Genomic DNA, 20,358 nt, shown 5'->3' with positions numbered 1-20,358 from the left:
GCCCATTCTAGGGGTGCACCCGCTCCCACGGAGGTCCTTCGCCATGCAGCCCGCCATCCACACCGCCAACCCCGCCCAGGCCGAGGCGTGGAACGGCTACGAGGGCTCCCACTGGGCCGCCCACCACGACCGCTGGAACGCCGTCAACGCCGGCTTCGACGGGCCCCTCCTCGCCGCCGCGGCGATCCGGCCCGACGACCGCGTCCTCGACATCGGCTGCGGGGCCGGCGCCACCACCCGGCTGGCCGCCCGGCAGGCCCACCGCGGTCACGCGCTCGGCCTCGACCTCTCCGGTCCGATGCTCGATCAGGCTCGTACGGCCGCCGCGCGGGAGCACCTCGCCAACGTCTCCTTCATCCACGGCGACGCCCAGACCCACCCGCTGCCGGACGCCGCCTACGACGTGGCGATCAGCAGGTTCGGCATCATGTTCTTCTCCGACCCCGCCGCCGCCTTCGCCCGCATCGCAGGGGCCCTCAAGCCGGGCGGCCGCGTCGCCTTCCTGTGCGCGGCGGAGCCCGAGGGGAACGACTGGCTGACGGCGCTCACCGCACTCGCGGACGTCCTGCCGACGGCGGGGTTCGGATCCCCGGGCGGGCCCGGCATGTTCTCCCTCTCCGACCCCGACACCGCGACCGGCCTGCTGCGCGCGGCGGGCCTGTGCGAGGTCCGCGCCGAACGCGTGACGGCGCACGGGGTCTGGGGCCGCACCGCGCGCGACGCCGCGGACTTCCTCCTCGACTCGGGCCCCGGCCGGCACCTGCTGAACGCCGTCGGCGCCGACGCGCGGGCGAGCGCCCGCCGCCGCCTGGCCGACACCTTCCGCGCGTACGAGGCCGAGGGCGCGGTCCGGCTGCGCAGCACCGGCCGGCTCCTGACGGCGACCCGCGCCGCCTGACCCGTACCGCCTCCACGGCGCCCGGGGCCCCCGCGGGGTGCGCCCGACCCGTTCACCCGTCAGGTGCGAGCCAAAGAGGCCGATCGGCCCCCGCCGCGCGGCCCGCCGCGGGTTTCCGTTCCGGTACGGCGCGTAGGCTGCCCGTATACGGTGTGTGATCTTCCTTCACGGGATCCCCGCGGGACCTTCGCAGGAGGAGCACTTCCGGCCGATCCCCGTCCGGCTCTTCCCCCGCGGGGCAGACGCCGTACGGATGTTCTGCCTAGCCTCCCGGGCCATGAGATCACCTCTGACGGGCCGCCTGGGCCTCGCCGCCGTCCTCGCCTTCGTCCTCGCCGTCTTCGGCCTCGCCCCCGCCGCGAGCGCCGACCCCGCGCCGGCCGCGCTGACGTTCAGCACCAGCAGTGCCACGACCACGCCGGGCGGCACGGTGCAGCTGTCGATGACGCTCACCAACAACAAGAGCTACGACGTCTGGTTCGTCTACCAGACGATCGACCCCACCTGGCTGACCACCCAGCGCCCCGACCTGAAGTACGCCTTCACCGGCTGCTCCGTGGCCACCGCCTCCGGCAGCACCGCCTGCTCCGGCACCGGCCCGGCCAACCTCGGCGGCAACTACGGTGCCACCATCCCGCCCGGTCAGAGCCGCACCGTCACGCTGACCCTGCAGATCGCCGCGGACTCCGGCTGCAACGGCAACATCGGCTTCTACAGCTACTACTACGCGGAGTTCAGCGACAGCAGCAACGCCACCGGCGGCCCCGTCTTCACACCGGAGACGCGCGTCCTGTGCGCCTGAGGCACCGCCCGGCCACCGTCCCGTCCGGCGATGGCCTGAAATAAGCGCCGACCGGTCACCGGGGGCAGCCGCCACCGGAGCCCGGAGCGCGGACCGCCGAGGTCCGCCGAATCGTCCCACCCGGGGCCCGGACCAGCGCGCAACTCCCTGCGCGCCGCCGGGCCCCGCGTGCGTCCGGGCGCACGGCGCACACCGCCGCCGGGCCGTCCCCCGCGTGCGCCCCCCTTGTGCGCCCGCTCTTTTGCGCCGGTTCTTGCGACACCCTCACAAACGCTACACACAGACATCACCATGTGACGCGACGGATGCGTCGACGACTGGCTTCTGAGGGGGCGCCGGCGTCGCGCGAGGGGGTGCGTCCGCTCGTGACGAGCCGTGCTCACCCCTGCCTGGGAGGGGACTTCACCGCATGAAGCGGAACATTCGCACGGCCGTGGTCACGGCGGGGGCGCTCATCGCCGCACTCGGTCTGCCGACGGGGGCGGCGCAGGCCGACACCCCCGCACAGCGCACCGACTTACGGGTGCTCGTCGTGACCGACGGCGGGCCCACCACCGCGGCCATCGCGGCCGAGCTGGACTCGGCGGGCACCCCGTACACCGAGGTCGACCTCACCCGGGCGGGCCGGCCCCAGATCGACACCGCCTTCCTCGCCGACACCGTCGACGGCCGGCCGCGCGCCAGGTACCAGGCCGTCGTCCTGCCCAACGACAACCCCTTCCCGGCCGGCTCCGCCGAGATGGCGGCCCTGACCGCCTACGAGCGGACGTACGGCATCCCGCAGGTCGACGCGTACACCTACTCGCGCCCGCAGGTCGGCCTCCAGTACTTCGCCTCCGGCGGCTACGCGGGCAGCCTCGACGGCGTGCGCGCCGGCGTCACCCCGGCCGGTCTCGGCGGCCCCTTCGGCTACCTCGACGGCGCCGTGCCCTTCGAGGACAACGCGCCCGCCATCGGGGAGAGCTACGCCTACCTCGCCCAGCCCGCCCCCGGCGCCGACTTCACCACCTACGTCGACGCCCCCATACCCGGCACGCCCAGACGGGGCTCCCTCGTCGGCGAGTACCGCCACGACGGGCGGCGCGAACTCGTCGTCACCTTCGTCTACAACCGCTACCAGCAGCAGTTCCGCCTGCTGGCCCGCGGCATCGTCGAGTGGATGACCGGCGGGGTCCACCTGGGCGCGGCCCGCAACTACTTCGCCGTCCACGTCGACGACGTGTTCGCCGCCGACGACCGCTGGGACAGCGTGCTCAACTGCACGCCGGGAGACGTGGACTGCGCGAACGGCGCCGGCACCCCGAACCCGATCCGCATGACGGGCCAGGACGCCGCCTACGCCGCCGACTGGCAGAGCGCCCGCGGCCTCACCCTCGACATGGTCTACAACGGCGCCGGCAGCCTCGACCAGCGCGAGGACAACAACGGCGCCGACGGGCTCGCCGACGTCCTCCTCGCCCAGCGCGACCGCTTCCGCTGGGTCAACCACACCTACACGCACGCCTACCTCGGCTGCGAGCAGGACGTCAGCGCCGTGCCCTGGAAGTGCGCCACCACGCCCGCCGGCGCCACCAAGTGGGTGAGCCGCACCGCCATCGGCGACGAGATCGCGCTCAACCGCGTGTGGGGCCACAGCGCCGGACTGCCCCTCCACGACGACGAACTGGTCACCGGTGAGCACTCGGGGACGAAACTGCTCCCGCAGCAGCCGCAGGACAACCCCAACCTGGGTCCGGCCCTCGCCGACAACGGCGTCAAGTGGCTCGCCTCGGACAACTCCCGCGACCCCGAGCAGCGGCTCGTCGGCCCGGCCGCCACCGTAGCCCGCTACCCGATCAACGTCTTCTACAACGCGGGCCGGGCCGTCGAGCAGACCGACGAGTACAACTGGATCTACACGCGCCGCTCCCAGGGCGGCAGCGGCATCTGCGAGGACCACGCCGACACCACCACCTGCCTGCCCGCGCCGCTGGACACGGCCACCGGGTACGCCGCCCACATCGTGCCGCAGGAGGTCCGCACCACCCTCGGCCACGTGCTGTCCAACGACCCGAAGCCGCACTTCATCCACCAGTCCAACCTCGCCGAGGAGCGCATCGCCTACCCCGTCCTGAACGGGGTCCTCGACGGGTACGGCGCCCTCTTCGCGGACAACACGCCCGTCGAGAACCCGCGGATGAAGGACATCGGCGTCGAACTCCAGCGCCGCGCGGCCTGGAAGGACGCCGTCCGGGCCGGGCGCGTCACCGCGTACCGCATCGGCGACACCGTCACCGTCGAGGCCCCGAACGGCCTCGCCACCCCCGCGACCCTGCCGGCCGGCACCCGCCAGGGCGCCGCCGCCTTCGGCACCCCGTACGCGGGACGGGTCTCCGGCTGGACGGCCGCGGCCGGTACGCCGCTCGCCCTCACCCTCCCGGCATCCGCGGCCGCCGCCGCTGCGGGCACCGGCGACCGGAGCGGCGCGGCCACCGCCCCGGGGACCCTCCCCGCCCCGCGCACCCACGTCCCCGACGGCGTGCGCGAGCGCAGCTCCACCGCCCCCCGGGACTGACCGGCGTACGGCGCGTCCCGGCCGCACCTGCGGCCGGGACCCGCCGCGCCGACCCTTCCGCCACCCCACACTCCGGCCGTGGAGCCCACCCATGCACGTTCACCACGGCGCGCGGCCCTCCGTCGCGGCGCGTGTCACCCTGCTCACCGAAGGCACCTACCCGCACAGCCACGGCGGCGTCAGCGTCTGGTGCGACCAACTCGTCCAGGGCATGCCCGACATCGGCTTCGACGTCATCGCGGTCACCGGCACCGGCCGCGAGTCCCTCGCCTGGGACCTGCCCGCGCACGTCCTCGGGGTCCGCTCCGTTCCCATGTGGGGAGCGCCGCCCGAAGGCCGCCGCCCGCGCGGGCGCGCCGAGCGGCGCCTGGCCGCCGCGTACGAGCGCTTCGTCACGGCCCTGCTCGACCCGCTCGCCGAAGCCGGCTTCGCCCCGGCGCTGTACACCATGGCGCGCGCCGCGGCGGACGGACACCTGAGCCCCTTCCTGCGGGCCGACCGCGCGGTCTCCATCCTCGCCTCCGCGTGGAACCGGCCGGGACTGGCCGTCCGCGAGTCCCGCCCCACCCTGCGCGACGCGCTCACCGCCACCACCCTGCTGGAGCACGCCCTGCGCCCGCTCGCCGCCCCGCCGCCGGAACACGGCGTCGCACACGCCGTCAGCGGCGGCGTCGCCGTCCTGCCGGGGCTCGCCGCACTGGACCGGCACGAGGTCCCGCTGCTGCTCACCGAACACGGCGTCTACCTGCGCGAACGCTACCTCGGCTACCGGACCGCGCCCTACCGCTGGCCCGTCAAGGCCGTCGTGCTCGGCTTCTTCCGGCTGCTGGCCGAGGAGAGCTACCGCAGGGCCGCCCTGATCACCCCCGGCAACCGCTACAACCGGCTCTGGGAGGAGGAGGGCGGCGCCCACCCCGATTCCATACGCACCGTGTACAACGGCGTCGACCCCGCCGCGTTCCCCGCCGCCGGGCCCGAGCCGGACGTCCCCACCCTCAGCTGGGCGGGCCGGGTCGACCCGATCAAGGACCTGGAGACCCTGATCCGCGCCTTCGACCTGGTCCGGCGCGAGGTCCCCGAAGCCCGGCTGCGCCTGTTCGGCGGCACCCCGCGCGGCGGGGAGGCCTACCGGGAACGCTGCGAGAGCCTCGCCCGCGAACTCGGACACGCGGAAGCCGTCGTCTTCGAAGGCCGGGTCGACGACATCAAGGACGCCTACGCGGCGGGCAACGTCGTCATGCTCTCCAGCATCAGCGAAGGCTTCCCCTTCACCCTCATCGAAGCCATGTCGTGCGGCCGCGCGACCGTCTCCACCGACGTGGGCGGCGTACGGGAAGCCGTCGGCGACACGGGACTGGTGGTCCCCCCGCGCGACCCGGAGGCCATGGCCGCCGCAGCCCTGGAACTGCTCGCCGACACCCCCCGCCGCGCGCGGATGGGCCAGGCGGCCCGGCTGCGGGTCGTCGACCAGTTCACGCTGCGCCAGACCATCGACACCTTCCGGTCCGTCTACCTGGAACTGCCCTTGCTCGCCAAGGCCCCCGCGCTCCCGCCCCGCCTCCTCGCGGCGGCGCCCGAGGCCCCCGCGGACACCCCGGTCGCCCGGGTACCCGCCCCGGCCGGCGCCCGCCCGCCCCGCCCCGTGCCCTCCTGGGCCAAGGCCGACGGCCCGTCGCCCGAGGACACCGCCACCGCGGCGGTATCCGGCACGGGGAGCCTCGCCGGATGAGCGGGCCCCTGGACCTCGAACCGCGCCGCGGACAGGACGACACCCTGGCGCTGCGGCTGGCCGTGCCCAAGCGGCCGGCCCCGCCGCGGGAACCCGCCGGCCCCGTCACCCTCGGGCTGACGCCGCCCGGAGCCGACGGCTACGACGAGGCCGTGAGCGAGCTGGCCGCCGAACTCGCCGACCGGGTCGGACCGGCCGTACACCCCTACGAAGTGGCCGCGCTGCTGGAGGCGGACGGCCTGTCCGCCGACACGATCCGCCGGCGCTACGGCCACCCCGACATCTTCTCCCTCGCCGCCGCGCTGTACGAACGGGTGCCCCGCACCTTCCCCGAGCCGCCCCCGGCGGCCGACCCCTGGCGCCCCGACCACCTGCGCTGCCTGCTGCGCGGGGTGCTGTTCGCCCTGCCGGCCCTCGCCTACCTGCTCACCGCACCCCTGTGGCGGCCCGGACAGCACGCCGCCGCGCTCGTCACCGCGGGCGTCCTCTCCTGGGCGTGGGGCCAGGCCCTGGGCCACCGCGCCTACCTGAGGATGGCGGCCGGCCGCCGCGAGGCCGCCCGCACCCTGCTGCGCGGGGCCCCGCTCGGCGCGGCGCTCGCCACGGCCGCCGCCGCGATCCCCGCCCAGGGCTCCCCGGTGATCTGGGCGGCGGCCGCGCAGTCCCTGTACCTGGCCGCCGCCGGCGTCCTGCTCGTCCTGGGACGGGAGCCGCTGCTGCTGGCCGCCCTCGCCCCGCTCGCCGCGGGCGCGGCCGCACTGCCCTGGTGGGAACCGGGGCCCGCGCTGCGCACCGGAGCGGTCGTCACCGCGCTGGCCGCCACCGCCGCCGCCGCCGGCCGGGCCCTGCGCACCGAATACGCCGGCCAGGGCGCGGCGGGCGAGGGCGCCGGACCCCCGCTGCTGCGCTCCCTGCCCTACGGCCTGTTCGGGCTGGCCGCCGCCCTGCTCGTGCTGCTGGCCGGCCGCCGGGAGCCGTACGCCGTGATCGTGCTCACCGTCAGCATGGGGCCGGCCGAATGGCTGCTCTACCGCTACCGGGGCCTGTCGGCCGCCGCGCTCGGCGCGTCCGCGACCCCCGCCGCCTTCCGGCCCCGCTCGGCCGGGGTCCTCGCCCTGTGCCTGCTCGGCTACGCCCTCCCGCTGCTGCCCGCCGCCCTGTTCACCGGAGCGGGCCCCGCCACCCTGCCCCTGCTCGCGGCCACCCTGTGGACCGCCCTGCTGCTCCAGGCCTTCGGAGTCGCCTGGCCCCCCGCCCTGATCTGCCTCGCGGCCGCGGGCACCGCCGGCGCGCTCACCCTGTCCGGCCCGCTTCCGGGGCCGCCGGTCCTCCCGCTCTGCTGCGCGGGCGCGGCCCTGTGCCTCACCGGGTGCGCGCTGCGGCTCCTCGGCCGGCCGGCCGCGCATGCCTGACGACCCGGCCGGCGCCCGACGGCGCCCGGCCGGCCCCAGCCGCACCACCGCACCCGTACCCGTACCGTCCCGTCCACCGAAAGGAGAGGTCGGTTGACCTCCGCACCGCTCGCAGCCGTCACCGGCGCCGAAGGATTCATCGGCTCCCACCTCACCGAAGCCCTGGTCGCCCGCGGCCACCGGGTCAGGGCCATGGTCCAGTACAACTCCTTCTCCTCCTACGGCTGGCTGGAGACCCTGGCCCCCGACGTCCTCGACCAGGTGGAGATCGTCCTCGGCGACGTCCGCGACCCCGGCTCCGTCCGCGGCCTGCTCGAAGGCGCCGACTCCGCCTACCACCTCGCCGCCCTCATCGCGATCCCGTACTCCTACCGGGCCCCGCACAGCTACGTGGACACCAACGTCACCGGCACCCTCAACGTGCTCGAAGCGGTCCGCGCCCTCGGCACGCCCCGCCTGGTGCACACCTCCACCAGCGAGACGTACGGCACCGCCCGGACCGTCCCCATCACCGAGGACCACCCCATCAACACCCAGTCCCCGTACGCCGCCTCCAAGGCCGGGGGCGACCGGCTCGCCGACAGCTACCACGCCAGCTTCGGCACCCCGGTGGTGACCCTCAGGCCCTTCAATACCTTCGGACCGCGCCAGTCGATGCGCGCCGTGATCCCCACCGTCATCGGCCAGGTGGCGGCCGGGGAGCGCGTCATCACCCTCGGCGACCTGCGCCCCACCCGCGACTTCAGCTACGTCGAGGACACCGCCGGGGCCTTCCTCGCGGTCGGCACCGCGCCCGCCGAACGGGTGGTGGGCCGCACCTTCAACTCCGGTACCGGCACCGAGATCTCCGTCGGCGACCTGGTCGCGCTGATCGGCAAGGTGATGGAGGTCCCCGTCGACGTGCGCGAGGACGCCGAGCGGCTGCGGCCGGCCGCCTCCGAGGTGATGCGGCTCGTCGCGGACGCGAGCAGGCTCACCGCCGCGACCGGCTGGGAACCGCGGCACACCCTGGAACAGGGCCTGGCCCACACCGTCGCCTTCTTCCGCGACCCGGCCAACCTCGCCCGCTACAAGACCGGCATCTACAACGTCTGACCCGCCCCTCCCACTCCACGTCCCACCGGCTCATCACCCCATGGAGGAACCCGTGTACGCAGTGATCCTGGCGGGCGGCAAGGGCGTCCGGCTGCGCCCCTACACCACTGCCCTCCCCAAGCCCCTCGTCCCCATCGGCGACCAGCACGCCATCCTCGAGATCGTGCTGCGCCAGCTGTCGACCGCCGGCTTCACCCGCTGCACCATCGCCATCGGCCACCTCGGCGAGATCATCCGCGCCTACGTGGGCGACGGCTCCCAGTGGGGGATGAGCGTCGACTACGCCACCGAGGAGAGCCCCCTCGGCACCATGGGCCCGCTGCTGAACCTCCGGGACCGGCTCCCGGAGAACTTCCTGGTGATGAACGGCGACGTCCTGACCGACCTCGACTACGCCGACGTCCTGCGCCGCCACGAGGCCTCCGGCGCGCCGCTGACCATCGCCACGTACGCGCGCGAGGTGCGCATCGACTTCGGCGTGCTGACCACCGACGCCAGCCGCGTCGTCGGCTTCACCGAGAAGCCCAGCATGGACTACCGCGTGTCCATGGGCGTGTACGGTCTGAGCCGCGACACCCTCGACGGCTACACTCCCGGGCTGCCGCTCGGCTTCGACGAGCTCGTCCTCGACCTGCTCGGGGCCCAGAACCCGCCGCACGCCTACGAGTTCGACGGCTACTGGCTCGACATAGGACGCCCCGACGACTACGACCGGGCCAACGCCGAGTTCACCAGCCGCAAGTCCCTGCTGCTCAAGGGAGCCTGAGCACCTCATGCGCATCCTCGTCCTGGGAGCCACCGGCTACCTCGGAGCCCACGTCGCACGCCGGCTCCGCGCCCTGGCGGACGTACGGGTCCTCCACGGCGGGCGCTCGCCCGGCGCCGAGTACGGCATCGACCTCGCCGCCGACCGCACCGGGCGGCTGGCCGAGACCCTCGCGGCGGCGGCCCCCGACGCCGTGGTCAACTGCGCGGGCGCGACCGCGGGCGACCCGGTCGCGCTCGCCGAGGCCAACGCCCGCGGCCCCGCCGTCCTGTGCGCGGCCCTCGGCGAGGCCGCCCCGGCGGCCCGCCTGGTGCACCTGGGCTCGGCCGCCGAGTACGGCCCGGGCGCCTTCGGCGTCCGGGTGGGGGAGTCCGCCCCCGCGTCCCCGGTCACCCCGTACGGCGTCACGAAGCTGGCCGGGACCGTCGCGGTGGCCGCATCCGGCCTGGACGCGGTGGTGCTGCGCGTGGGCAACCCGGTCGGGCCCGGCGCGCCGGCCACCGGTCTGCCCGGCAGGATCACCGCCCTGCTGGGCGCGGCCGGCCAGGACCCGCGGGCGGTGCTGCGCCTCGGAGACCTGTCCGCGTACCGCGACTTCGTCGACGTACGGGACGTGGCCCGCGCGGCCGCACTCGCGGCGACCGTGCCCGGGCCGCTGCCACCGGTGCTCAACATCGGCGCGGGCGAGGCCGTACCGGTGCGCGAGCTGGTGCACGGCCTGGCCCACCGGGCGGGCTTCCGGGGGCGGATCGAGGAGGACCCGGGCGGCACGGCCGGCTCCGCCCGCTCGGCCGAGGTCTCGTGGCAGTGCTCCGACATCACCGCCGCGGCTCGGGCGCTGGGGTGGCGCCCGCAGCGGCGGCTGGACGAGATGCTCGCCTCGCTGTGGGACGCGGGCCGCGGTGGCCGCGCGGCCGCCCGCGACGGCAGCCGCGTGCCATGAGCCTGCTCGTGCCGCTGTACGTCCATCCGGCGGAGGACCCGGGTGCCTGGGCCCTGCTGATCGGAGCGGCCTCCCGGACCTACGCGGTGGTGCTCAACCCCGCGAGCGGTCCGGGCCCGCGCCCCGATCCCGCGTTCACGGCGGCGGCCGCGGCCCTGCGCGCGGCCGGCGCCCGGCTGCTCGGCTACGTCGACACCGCGTACGGGGCCCGGGACGCGGCGGAGGCCCACTACGAGATGCTCCGGTACCAGGAGTGGTACGGGGCCGACGGCTGCTTCCTCGACCGGGTGAGCGCCGGCGCGGAGGGGCTGCGCGGCTGCCGCCGCCTGGTCCGCTCGCTGCGCCGGCTCGGCGCGGGGACCGTCGTCCTGAACCCGGGCGTCCACCCGGCGCCCGGGTACCTGCGCCTCGCCGACCTGGTCGTCACCTTCGAGGGCGACTGGTCCACGTACGTCACGCGGTTCAGCCGGCCCGGGTGGACGGCCCGTCATCCGCCCGAGCGCTTCTGCCACCTGGTCCACGCCGTCCCGGAGGCGCTCGTCCCCCTCGCCGTGCGCACCGCCCACGACCGGGGCGCGGCCGTCTGCGGCCCCGTCACCGGCGAACTCCCCAACCCCTGGAGCCGCCCGACCCCGGCCCTCACCGCCCCGCCACCCTGACGCCGGCCACGCGAGCCCGGACGGCGGTGCGCGGCTGCTTCCCCGGCGGTCGTACGCGAGACCGTGGCGCTGCCGCCGCGGGACCGCTCCGCCCGGCATCATGGCCGGGTGACGACGGAAACCGGCGACGCCCCCCGGGACGGGACGAGCGAGCCACCGGTACTGCTGCCCTACGCGGATCCGGCGTTCGTCGCGGACCCCTTCCCGCTGTACCGGCGGCTGCGCGAGGAGGGCCCCGTCCGGCGCGCCGTCATCGCGGGCGGGCTGGAGGCCTGGCTCGTCACCCGCTACGAGGACGGGCTCGCGGCGCTGTCCGACCCCCGCCTCAGCAGCGACGTGCGCGACGCCACGGACACCCGCCTCCTGCGGCAGCTGCCCGGCGCGGAGCGCGAGGCGATGCTCGGCAACATGCTCCGCAGCGACCCGCCCGACCACACCCGCCTGCGCCGCCTGGTCTCCAAGGCGTTCACCGCCCACCGGGTGGCCGCGATGCGGCCCCGCATCCAGGCCCTCACCGACGGGCTGCTGGACGCCGTCCTCCCGGCCGGGCGCGCCGACCTCGTCGCGGACTTCGCGCTGCCGCTGCCGGTCGCGGTGATCAGCGAACTGCTGGGGGTGCCGGTGGACGACCGCCACGACTTCCAGTACTGGACGGACCGCCTGATCACCCGGGGCGAGGAGCCGCCGGACCCCGCCGTGGTGAACGAGGCGTGGCAGCACATGCGCGCCTACGTGACCGCGCTCATCCAGGACAAGCGCTCCCGTCCCGGTGACGACCTGCTCAGCGGCCTCGTCACCGCCCGGGACGAGGAGCAGCGGCTGACCGAGGACGAGCTGATCGCCATGGTCTTCCTGCTGCTGGCCGCCGGCTACATCACCACGGTCAACCTGATCGGCGGCGGCCTCGTGATGCTGCTGGCCCACCCCGGCCAGCTCGACCGGCTGCGCCGCGACCCGGAGCTCCTGCCGGGCGCGGTCGAGGAGTTCCTCCGCTACGACGGCCCGGTCAGCCCCGGCATCGCCCGGTTCGCCCGCGAGGACGTCGAGATCGCGGGGGTGGCCGTCCCGCGCGGCTCGACCGTGCTCATCGCCTCGGCCATCGCCGACCGCGACCCGGCGCGGTTCCCCGACCCCGACCGCCTGGACATCACCCGGCAGGACAACGCCCACCTGGCGTTCGGGCACGGCATCCACTACTGCCTGGGCGCACCGCTGGCCCGGCTGGAGGGGCAGATCGCCATCGGTACGGCCCTGCGCAGGCTCCCCGGGCTCGCCCTCGCCGTCCCGCCGGACGAGATCCCGTGGCGCCCCGGCGGCCTGCGCGGCCCCCAGCGCCTCCCGGTGACCTTCACCCCAGGCGGCGCTTGAGGCCCCGGGCGCCCGACCGTGCGGCGCCCGACCGTGCGGCGCCCGACCGTGCGGCAGCGGCCGTGCGGTGAGCGGCCGTTCGGTGAGCGGCCCTGCGGTGAGCGGCCGTTCGGCGGCGGCCGGCGCCCGCCGCGCCCGTGGCCGACCGGGTGAACCGCCGCTTCCGGCCGTACCGCACACGGGTGCTTTTCCCCCTCCGGCGGGGGATGGACGGCCCGCGCCGGGGAACCCTCCCCGGACGGCGGCGCACCCCGGGGTGCGCCCGCGGCCCGGCAGCAGGAGGAGCAGCTTGGACACCACCCCACCTCCGCGCACCCGCCCCGCGCCCCGTACCGCCCGCACCCTGGCGGCCGTACTGGGCTGGTCCGCCGGGGCCGCGCTGCTGGCCGGGTGCGGGGCTCCGGCGCCCCGGCAGGACGCGGCCCGGGACGCGGCGGCCGCCTTCGAACGGGCCCTGACCGCATCCGACTACGCCGGGGCGTGCGAACTGCTGGCGCCCGCCACCCGCGAGCAGCTGGAGCAGGAGGAGAAGCGTTCCTGCGCCGAGGCCCTGTCCGGTGAGGACCTGCCGCGCGGGGGCCCCGTACGGGGCACCGAGGTGTACGGCAGGCAGGCGATGCTGCGGCTGACGGACGACACGCTGTTCCTGTCGCAGTTCCACGGCGGCTGGAAGGTGGTGGCCGCCGGATGTACGCCGCGCCCGGACCGGCCGTACCAGTGCACGCTGAAGGGAGAATGAGATGAAAGGTCTTTTCGCCGGCTGTCTCACGCTCATCCTGGGCGGCCTCGGCTACTTCCTCGCCATCGGGGTGATGCACCGGTGAGCGCGGCCGCCGACGACACCGACGGCAAGGACGAGGGCGGCGGGCGCGGCGGCCGGCGGAGTTTCTGGCGCGACAACAGCCTCACGCTCGCCTTCGGAGCCGCGTTCCTGCTCGTACTGGCCGGTCAGGCGATCGCCGGGCACGCCGAGTTCAACGAGGCGCTCGCCGTCGACGGACTGGAGAGCGTCGGCTTCGGGCCCTACCTGATGTCCTCCGACTTCGCGGTCGACGTCACCGAGAACTGGCAGTCGGAGTTCCTGCAGTTCTTCCTCTACATCTTCGGAACCGTGTACCTCCTCCAGCGCGGCTCCCCGGAGTCGAAGGAACTGCACAAGGCGGGGCCCGAGAGCGAGCGCGACCAGCGCATGGGCGGACACGCCCGCGCCGACTCGCCGCGCTGGGCGGGCACCGGGGACTGGCGCCAGCACCTGTACGCGCGCTCGCTCGGCACGGTGATGGCCGTGCTGTTCCTGCTGTCCTGGTTCACCCAGTCCGTCACCGGCGTCGCGGCGTACGACGCCGAGCAGCTGCGGCAGCTCCAGGACCCGGTCGGCTGGGGCGCCTACCTGGCCTCGGCCGACTTCTGGAACCGGTCGCTGCAGAACTGGCAGTCGGAGCTGCTGGCCGTCGCCTCGATGGCGATCCTGTCCGTGTACCTGCGCCAGCGAGGCTCCCCGGAGTCCAAGCCGGTCGGCGCCCCGCACACCGCCACGGGCGTCGAGGGCTGAGGCGGTCCCGTACGGTTAGGCTCGGCCCATGACTGTGCTCGTATACGAAGACTTCGGGACCGGACGCCACCGGGAAGCCTCGCTGATCAGGCACGCCCTGGGCAGCGTCCACGACGAGGAGCTGGTGGCCGGCCTGGCCGGTGGGATCGGCTTCATGTACTTCGTCTTCGAGTACGAGGGGCGGCTGCCGATCCTCTCGATCGTGGCCCAGGCCCATCCCGAGCCCTGGGTGCAGGTCGCGCTGGGCCGCCTGCGCGTCCCGTACGAGGCCACCCGCGCGATGAACCCGCGCTGGGGACGGGTACGCGCCGCCCTGGACCAGGGGCAGCCGGCGTTCTGCGTGGTCGACCGCTCCTCGCTGCCCTGGCACGCGGCCGACCCGGACGCCGCGATGACCGGCACCGACCCCTACACCGTCGTCGTCGCCGGCTACGACGGCGACGACCTGCTGGTCGAGGACGGCGCCGAGACCCCCTACCGGATCGACCGCGAGGAGTTCGGCGCGGCCTGGACCGCGCACCGCAAGGGCCGCCACCAGCTGATCGTGCCCACCGGGCCGCCCGAGGGCGAACCGGACGTGGCGGGGGCGATCGCCTCCACCGTCACGCACCTCACCGGGCCCGTGCTGGGGAACGAGTTCGACGTGAACTTCGGCTTCAGCGGCATGGAGAAGCTCGCCGCCCAGCTGCGCGACGGCACCACCCCGGCCGGCTGGGAGCACCGGTTCGGCAGCTCGCCGGAGGCCCTGCGCGCCGGCACCGGACGGCTGTATGCCTGCCTGGAGGAGGAGTGGACGGCCCCGGGCGCGACCCGGCCGCTGTACGCCGATTTCCTCGACCTCGCCGGGCGTCCGGAGGCCGCCGGACTGTTCCGCGAGTCCGCCGGCCAGTGGTCGGAACTGGCCCTGCTCGCCCGGGACGCCGACCCGCAGGCCGGCGCGCAGGAACGCCGGGCGCTCTTCGACGCCTGCGCGGAACGCGTCGACCGCTGCGTGGACCTGGAGCGCCGGGCGGTGCGGGCGCTGGAGAAGTAGCGCCCGAGCGGCCCCGCCCCCCCTCTCAGGCCCCGCAGTACTTCTTGACGAGCTCGTACGAGTGGACGCGGTCGCGGAGGTCGTAGACGGGGGTGGTCAGCATCAGCTCGTCCGCCCCGGTCTCGGCGGCCAGTCGTGCGAGCCGCCGCACGACGGTCTCCGGGGTGCCGACGGCCTGCTGCGCGCGGAAGCCGGCCAGCGCCTGCCGCTCCTGCTCCGTGAAGGGGTGGGCGGCCGCCTGCGCCGGCGTGGGGAAGGGCATGTCGCTCACGCCCTTCAGGAGCCCGGCCTTGACGACGTTCATCGGGCCGCCGCGCCACTGGGCTTCCTCCTCCGTCTCCGCGCACACCGTCTCCACGCACAGCAGCACCCGGGGCCGCTCGCACCAGCGGGAGGGGGTGAACGCCGCCCGGTAGCGTTCCAGGGCCGCGCGGGTGTTCTCCGGCCGGATGTGGTGCGCGAGGGCGACCGGCAGCCCGAGCTCCGCGGCCAGAGCGGCCCCCTCGGTGCTGGAGGCCAGGAGCCACGGCTCCGGCAGCGGGCCGAGGGCCACCTCGTCCACCAGGTACGCCAGGACCGCGGCCACGTCGCCGCGGTACTCCGCGTCCGTCGTCGGCCCGGCCCCGCGGCGCAGCGCCCGTGCGATGGCTTCGTCGAAGGTGCCGGGGCCGCGGCCGATGCCCAGGTCGATGCGGTCCTCGTGCAGCGCGGCCAGCGTTCCCCACTGTTCCGCCAGGGTGAGGGGTGCGTGGTTGGGGGCCAGCACGCCGCCCGAGCCGAGGCGGATGCCGGAGGTGGAGGCCGCGGCGTGGGCGGTCAGCACCACGGGCGGGAAGGCCCCGATCGCGGGGGAGTGGTGGTGCTCGGCGTACCAGATCCGGTGGTAGCCCAGGCGTTCCAGCTCCTGCGCGAAGGCCGCGGTGTCCCGCAGGGTGTCCACCGCCCGGGTGCCGGTCTGGACCATCGCCACTTCGAGCGCCGAGAGAGGTATGTCGATCATGTCGTCAGCATAGGGAGCGGGCACCGGGGGGACGCCCGCCGTGATTCCTTTCCGGCCAGGGGGCGGGCAGTTGACAGGAGGTGCCCCTCTGCCCGACCCTTTCACTACTTGCCTAGTGAAAGGGTGGTGATGGGGCGTGCTGGAATACCGCATCGACCGGCGCAGCGGCATCGCCACGTACCTGCAGATCGTCCAGCAGACCAAACAGGCCCTGCGCCTGGGCCTGTTGGAGCCCGGCGACAAACTGCCGGCCGCGCGCGAGGTCGTGGAGGCCACCGCCATCAACCCCAACACCGTCCTCAAGGCCTACCGCGAACTGGAACGCGAAGGGCTCGTCGAGGCGAAGCGGGGGATGGGCACCTTCATCCGGAAGTCCCTGGGCGGTGCCCCGGCCGGCTCTCCGCTGCACGACGAACTCGCCGACTGGGCACGGCGGGCCGGAGCCGCCGGGATGGAACGGGACGACGTGGCCGCCCTCTTCGCATCCGTACTCGACCAGCACTTCAAGGGGGACGACACCGCATGACGGACATCGTGATCGAGGCGGAAGGCCTCGGCCTGCGCTACGGACGCCGGGAGGAGTGGGCGCTGCGCGCGTGCTCGTTCCGGCTGCCCGAAGGCCGGATCTGCGCACTCGTCGGCCCGAACGGGGCGGGCAAGTCGAGCCTGCTGACGCTCGCGGCCCGGCTCGCCCTCCCCACCGAGGGCACCCTGAGCACGGCGCCGCGCGAGGAACTGGCCTACGTGGGGCAGGACAAGCCCCTCTACCCGCAGCTCACCGTCGGCGAGACCCTGCGCCTGGGCGCGGAACTCAACCCGGGCCGGTGGGACGCGAAGACGGCCGAACGCATCGTGGAAGGCGGGAGCCTGGCCCATGACCGCCGGATCCGGACGCTCTCCGGCGGCCAGCGCACCCGCGTCGCCCTGGCCCTCGCCCTCGGCAAGCGCCCCCGCCTGCTGCTCCTGGACGAGCCGATGGCCGACCTCGACCCGCTCGCCCGGCACCAGCTCATGGGCGTGCTGATGGCCGACGCCGCCGAGAACGGCACCTCCGTGCTGATGTCCTCGCACATCCTCACCGAGCTGGAGGGGGCCTGCGACCACCTCCTCCTCGCCGACGGCGGCCGCATCCGCCTCTCCGGCCCCATCGACGAGATCGGCGCGGCACACCGGCTGCTCACCGGCCCCGTCGGCGCCGCCGCCGAACTCGCCCGCCACACCGTCGTGGAGAGCCGTACGACGGGCCGCCAGCTCACCGCACTCGTGCGGCCGGGCGGGCCCGTCGACGGCCGCACCTGGCAGGTGGCCCACCCGTCCCTGGAGGAACTCCTGCTCGCCCACCTGCGCTCCCCCGACGCCCCGTCGTTCGACGCCGCCGACTCCCTCGCCGCCGCGGGGGTGTCGGCATGAGCACGCTGACGCTGAAGGGCCCCTACTGGGCCACCGTCCGCCAGCACCGGCGCGCGGCGTGGGCGGTGCCCGCCCTGATCGCCGCCGGACTGGCCCTGGTCGTCGCCCTGCGGATGTGGGCCGGCCCCCGCGGCATCCCGTACCCGAACCGCGGGTACAACGTACTGCGGTTCTTCATGGAGTTCGGCGGCACCTACCTGCTGCTCCTGCCGGTGCTCGTCGGCGCCTTCGTGGCCGGTCCCATGACGGCCCGCGAACTGGAGAGCGGCACCTGGCGGCTCGCCCTCACCCAGTCGACCACCCCCAGGGCCTGGCTCGGAGCGAAGGTCCTGGTCGCCGCCGTGGTGGCGGCCCTCGGATCGGCCGCGCTGGTCGCGGTGTACCGCCTCGGCTGGGACCGGGTGGCCGGCACCTACCAGCTCGCCTGGTCCGACCGGGGAACGTACGAGGCCACCGGCCCGGTGCTCGTCGCGTACTGCCTGCTCGGGGTGGCCCTCGGAGCGCTCGTCGGACAGCTGGTCCGGCGCACCCTCGCGGCCATGGCGGTCACCGGCCTCCTCACCGGCCTGGTGCTGCTGGGCCTCGGCTCCCTGCGCTGGTCGGTCCTGTCCACGCAGACCGCCACCATGCCCCTGTCCGGGAACCCGGCCCGACTGGTACCGCACGACGCCCTCCTGACGGACGTGGGCTTCCTCACCGCCACGGGCGGGCGGCTGCCCGCGCACACCTGCATCGAGCGGAAGCACGACGCGGCCGCGTGCTTCGCCGACCTGCACGTCACCGCCCGCTACGCCGAGTTCCACCCGGCGTCGCACTACTGGCCGACGCAGCTCCTGGAAACCTCCCTCGTCCTCGCCCTCTGCGCCGCCGCCCTCTACGCGGCGTTCCGCCTCCTGCGCGCCCGGCGCGGCTGAGACCCGCCGTGTGGGCCGGGCACCGGGCCCGGCCCACACGGTAAAAACGGCGTGCGCACCGCCGGGGGAGATGCCACAGTCCCCGGCGTGACCTTGATGAACCTGCTCGTGGACTTCGCCTCGACCGGCCGGATCGGCCCGCTCCACTGCGGGATGCCCCTGTCCGGGGCCGAGGCGCTCCTCGGCCCCGGACGCCCGCACCCCGTCATCCGGATGAAGGGCCCCGACTTCGACGGCTACCCGCACTCCTGGGACGGGCTGGACCTCGTCGTCACGCAGCGGCGGGTCAGCGGGATCTGGATACGGCTGCGCCCGGGCGCGCCGGTCAGGCTGCCGCCCCTCGTCCTCGCGAACGCAGGGGAGTACGAGGCGACCGTCCTGCGCGAGGATCTGATCGCCGCCCTTGACGCCGCGCGGTGCCGGCACGAGGCCAACCCGGTCCTGACCTTCGGCGAACAGTCGAGCATCCTCACCCGCCCCGCCGACGTCTGCGCGGTGTTCGCCCTCCCGGGCAGCGACGAACCCGCACCCCACCGCGACCGCTTCCACCTGTCCGTGCTCCACAAGCACACGGTGTGACAGGCAGGCGCACGGGCCGGGCCGGGACGCGGCCGCGCGGCTGGACCTCGACGCGGCGACGCTGCACGCGTACGACAGACGGCCCCGAGCCGGAACCTGCACCGCCCCGCCGACGGCCACACCCTGCGCCGGCTCAGGTGACGGCCGCCGCCGCGCCTTCGCGCAGGCGCGGAGCACGCGCGGCCTTCGGCCGGTCGGGCGCCTCGCGGGCGCGGGCCCGGCGAGCTTCGCCGTGCCGCGCGCCTGCCCGGGCCAGGCTCGGACGACGTCCCGTACGGATCGGTGGGGAGGCAGCGCATGCCCGGTGCTCGGCCCGGACCCCGGCCCACGGGGTGGAGGGATCCGGACGGGTACCGCGCCTACCTCGTCGCGGTGCCCGCGGGCTGCCTGGTGGGGCTGGTCGGCGGCGCGTTCCGGTGGTGCCTGGCACGCGCCGCCGAGCTGCGCGGCACGGTGCTGGAGGCGGCGGCCGGCCTCGGCGGCCCGGGATGGCTGATCCCGATGGCCCTCGCGGCGGCGGGCGCGGCCGCGGCCTGCCTGATCGCCGGGCGGGTCCCGCACGCGGCGGGCAGCGGGATCCAGCACGTGGAGGCCGTCTGGCGGGAGGAGGCCGACCCCCGCTCCCGCTCGCCGTGGCTGCTGCCGGCGAAGTTCCTCGGCGGGCTCCTCGCCATCGGCTCGGGCCTGGTCCTCGGCCGGGAGGGCCCGATCGTGCACATGGGAGCCTCGATCGGGTCCGAGGCGGCCGCCTCACCCGGCTGGCCGCCGCCGATGCCCGTCGGTTGCACACCGCGCTCGGCGGCGCGGGTCTGGCCACGGCTTTCACCGCCCCCCTCGGCGGACTGCTGTTCGTCTGCGAGGAGGTGACCCGCACGGTCCGGCCCCGCCTGGTGCTCCTCACCCTCATCGGCACGGCCTCGGCGCTCGCCGTCTCCCGGTTCCTCGTCGGTGACGCGCCGGTCTTCCCGGTCCCCGGGGCACGCCTCCCCCCGGTGTGGACGCTGCCCCTCTTCCTCCTGTTCGGTGCGGCCGCCGGAGCGCTGGGCGCGGCCTACAGCGGCCTCGTCGTCGGGATGCTGGCGGTGGGCGACCGGCTCACCCGGGTGCCGCCCGTGGCCCGGGCCGCCGTCATCGGGGCCGTGGTCGGCCTGCTCATGGCGTACGACCCGCTGCTGGGCGGGGGCGGTGACCCGCTGAGCGAGGGACTGCTCGCCGGGGCGAGCCCCGCCGTGGCGGTGCTCGCGGGATACCTGGCCGTTCGGTTCGTGGCGGGTCCGCTCAGCTACGCGGCCGCCACCCCCGGCGGGCTGTTCGCTCCGCTGCTCGCCGTGGGGGCGCTGTGGGGGGCCCTCGCGCACGCCGTCACCGCACCGCTGCTGCCGGCGCATCCGATCGGCCCGGGCGCCTTCGCGGCCGTCGGGATGGCCGCCCTGTTCGCCGGCGTGGTGCGGGCGCCGCTCACGGGTGTCGTCCTGGTCGTGGAGATGACCGGGGCGACCGCGCTCGTCCTCCCCCTGCTGGTCGCCTGCTTCGCCGCGGTCCTGACCGCCGACCGGCTGGAGAGCGAGCCCATCTACGACAGCCTGCGGCGGCGGATGCTGGAACGGCCCTGAATACGGCGGAGGCGGCCGCTCCCGGCATCCG

At 75.2% G+C, this 20,358-nt stretch carries 20 protein-coding genes; 19 read left to right on the top strand and 1 reads right to left on the bottom strand.

The features are described from left to right. The first annotated feature begins 43 nt into the window (after window positions 1-43). From ACZ501_RS12060 to ACZ501_RS12000, 13 genes are all read left to right on the top strand, one after another. Window positions 44-898 carry a class I SAM-dependent methyltransferase gene (locus ACZ501_RS12060; protein ID WP_468794496.1) on the top strand — a complete coding sequence of 285 codons (855 nt, stop codon included), beginning with the start codon at window positions 44-46 and terminating at the stop codon, window positions 896-898. A 277-nt stretch (window positions 899-1,175) separates the two neighbouring features. After that, complete coding sequence (locus tag ACZ501_RS12055; protein ID WP_361611818.1) at window positions 1,176-1,700, top strand: hypothetical protein; 525 nt, start codon at window positions 1,176-1,178, stop codon at window positions 1,698-1,700. Between the two features lie 409 nt (window positions 1,701-2,109). Next, the gene (locus ACZ501_RS12050) at window positions 2,110-4,254 is read left to right on the top strand and encodes a hypothetical protein (RefSeq protein ID WP_468794493.1); all 2,145 of its coding nucleotides are present in this window, start codon (window positions 2,110-2,112) and stop codon (window positions 4,252-4,254) included. A gap of 91 nt (window positions 4,255-4,345) precedes the next feature. Then, complete coding sequence (gene pelF / locus ACZ501_RS12045) at window positions 4,346-5,983, top strand: GT4 family glycosyltransferase PelF (protein WP_468794490.1); 1,638 nt, start codon at window positions 4,346-4,348, stop codon at window positions 5,981-5,983. Beyond that, window positions 5,980-7,395, top strand: coding sequence for a hypothetical protein (locus ACZ501_RS12040; RefSeq protein ID WP_468794487.1), 1,416 nt, complete (start codon window positions 5,980-5,982; stop codon window positions 7,393-7,395). Before pelF ends, ACZ501_RS12040 begins: the two co-directional genes overlap by 4 nt. Window positions 7,396-7,488: 93 nt before the next feature. Continuing rightward, on the top strand, window positions 7,489-8,490 hold the full coding sequence (locus ACZ501_RS12035; protein ID WP_468794484.1) for a GDP-mannose 4,6-dehydratase: 1,002 nt from the start codon (window positions 7,489-7,491) through the stop codon (window positions 8,488-8,490). A gap of 52 nt (window positions 8,491-8,542) precedes the next feature. Beyond that, entirely contained in the window at window positions 8,543-9,256 is a 714-nt protein-coding gene (locus ACZ501_RS12030) for a nucleotidyltransferase family protein (protein WP_361610136.1), read from the top strand. A gap of 7 nt (window positions 9,257-9,263) precedes the next feature. Then, entirely contained in the window at window positions 9,264-10,199 is a 936-nt protein-coding gene (locus ACZ501_RS12025) for an NAD-dependent epimerase/dehydratase family protein (protein WP_361610137.1), read from the top strand. Beyond that, complete coding sequence (locus ACZ501_RS12020) at window positions 10,196-10,858, top strand: spherulation-specific family 4 protein (RefSeq protein WP_361610138.1); 663 nt, start codon at window positions 10,196-10,198, stop codon at window positions 10,856-10,858. The genes ACZ501_RS12025 and ACZ501_RS12020 overlap by 4 nt, the downstream gene beginning before the upstream one ends. A 108-nt stretch (window positions 10,859-10,966) precedes the next feature. After that, on the top strand, window positions 10,967-12,226 hold the full coding sequence (locus tag ACZ501_RS12015) for a cytochrome P450 family protein (protein ID WP_361610139.1): 1,260 nt from the start codon (window positions 10,967-10,969) through the stop codon (window positions 12,224-12,226). Between the two features lie 289 nt (window positions 12,227-12,515). Next, window positions 12,516-12,965, top strand: a complete 450-nt coding sequence (locus tag ACZ501_RS12010; protein WP_468794481.1) for a hypothetical protein — start codon at window positions 12,516-12,518, stop codon at window positions 12,963-12,965. A gap of 81 nt (window positions 12,966-13,046) precedes the next feature. After that, window positions 13,047-13,778 (top strand): DUF6766 family protein, encoded by a 732-nt coding sequence (locus ACZ501_RS12005; protein ID WP_362463752.1) that lies wholly within the window; start codon window positions 13,047-13,049, stop codon window positions 13,776-13,778. A gap of 28 nt (window positions 13,779-13,806) precedes the next feature. After that, window positions 13,807-14,811 (top strand): BtrH N-terminal domain-containing protein, encoded by a 1,005-nt coding sequence (locus tag ACZ501_RS12000; RefSeq protein ID WP_468794478.1) that lies wholly within the window; start codon window positions 13,807-13,809, stop codon window positions 14,809-14,811. 25 nt (window positions 14,812-14,836) lie between these two features. Here ACZ501_RS12000 and ACZ501_RS11995 read toward each other — a convergent pair whose 3' ends face one another. After that, complete coding sequence (locus ACZ501_RS11995) at window positions 14,837-15,811, bottom strand: LLM class flavin-dependent oxidoreductase (protein ID WP_468794475.1); 975 nt, start codon at window positions 15,809-15,811, stop codon at window positions 14,837-14,839. A 136-nt stretch (window positions 15,812-15,947) separates the two neighbouring features. Between ACZ501_RS11995 and ACZ501_RS11990 the strand changes: the two genes are divergently transcribed. The 6 genes from ACZ501_RS11990 (at window position 15,948) to ACZ501_RS11965 (ending at window position 20,327) form a co-directional block, all read left to right on the top strand. Continuing rightward, entirely contained in the window at window positions 15,948-16,337 is a 390-nt protein-coding gene (locus ACZ501_RS11990; protein ID WP_361611375.1) for a GntR family transcriptional regulator, read from the top strand. Further along, the gene (locus tag ACZ501_RS11985; RefSeq protein WP_468794472.1) at window positions 16,334-17,221 is read left to right on the top strand and encodes an ABC transporter ATP-binding protein; all 888 of its coding nucleotides are present in this window, start codon (window positions 16,334-16,336) and stop codon (window positions 17,219-17,221) included. The genes ACZ501_RS11990 and ACZ501_RS11985 overlap by 4 nt, the downstream gene beginning before the upstream one ends. After that, window positions 17,218-18,135, top strand: coding sequence for an ABC transporter permease (locus ACZ501_RS11980; RefSeq protein ID WP_468794470.1), 918 nt, complete (start codon window positions 17,218-17,220; stop codon window positions 18,133-18,135). Before ACZ501_RS11985 ends, ACZ501_RS11980 begins: the two co-directional genes overlap by 4 nt. An 87-nt stretch (window positions 18,136-18,222) precedes the next feature. After that, window positions 18,223-18,714: a hypothetical protein gene (locus tag ACZ501_RS11975; RefSeq protein ID WP_468794468.1), complete on the top strand. Its 492-nt coding sequence runs from the start codon at window positions 18,223-18,225 to the stop codon at window positions 18,712-18,714. A gap of 297 nt (window positions 18,715-19,011) precedes the next feature. Continuing rightward, window positions 19,012-19,581 (top strand): chloride channel protein, encoded by a 570-nt coding sequence (locus ACZ501_RS11970; RefSeq protein ID WP_468794466.1) that lies wholly within the window; start codon window positions 19,012-19,014, stop codon window positions 19,579-19,581. Further along, window positions 19,497-20,327 carry a chloride channel protein gene (locus ACZ501_RS11965; protein WP_468794464.1) on the top strand — a complete coding sequence of 277 codons (831 nt, stop codon included), beginning with the start codon at window positions 19,497-19,499 and terminating at the stop codon, window positions 20,325-20,327. Before ACZ501_RS11970 ends, ACZ501_RS11965 begins: the two co-directional genes overlap by 85 nt. The last annotated feature ends 31 nt before the right edge of the window (window positions 20,328-20,358 follow it).

Source organism: Streptomyces sp. NPDC034085, from assembly GCF_055575555.1.
Note: the sequence above shows the minus strand (reverse complement) of the source record. Positions and strands in the feature narration are given on the sequence as shown.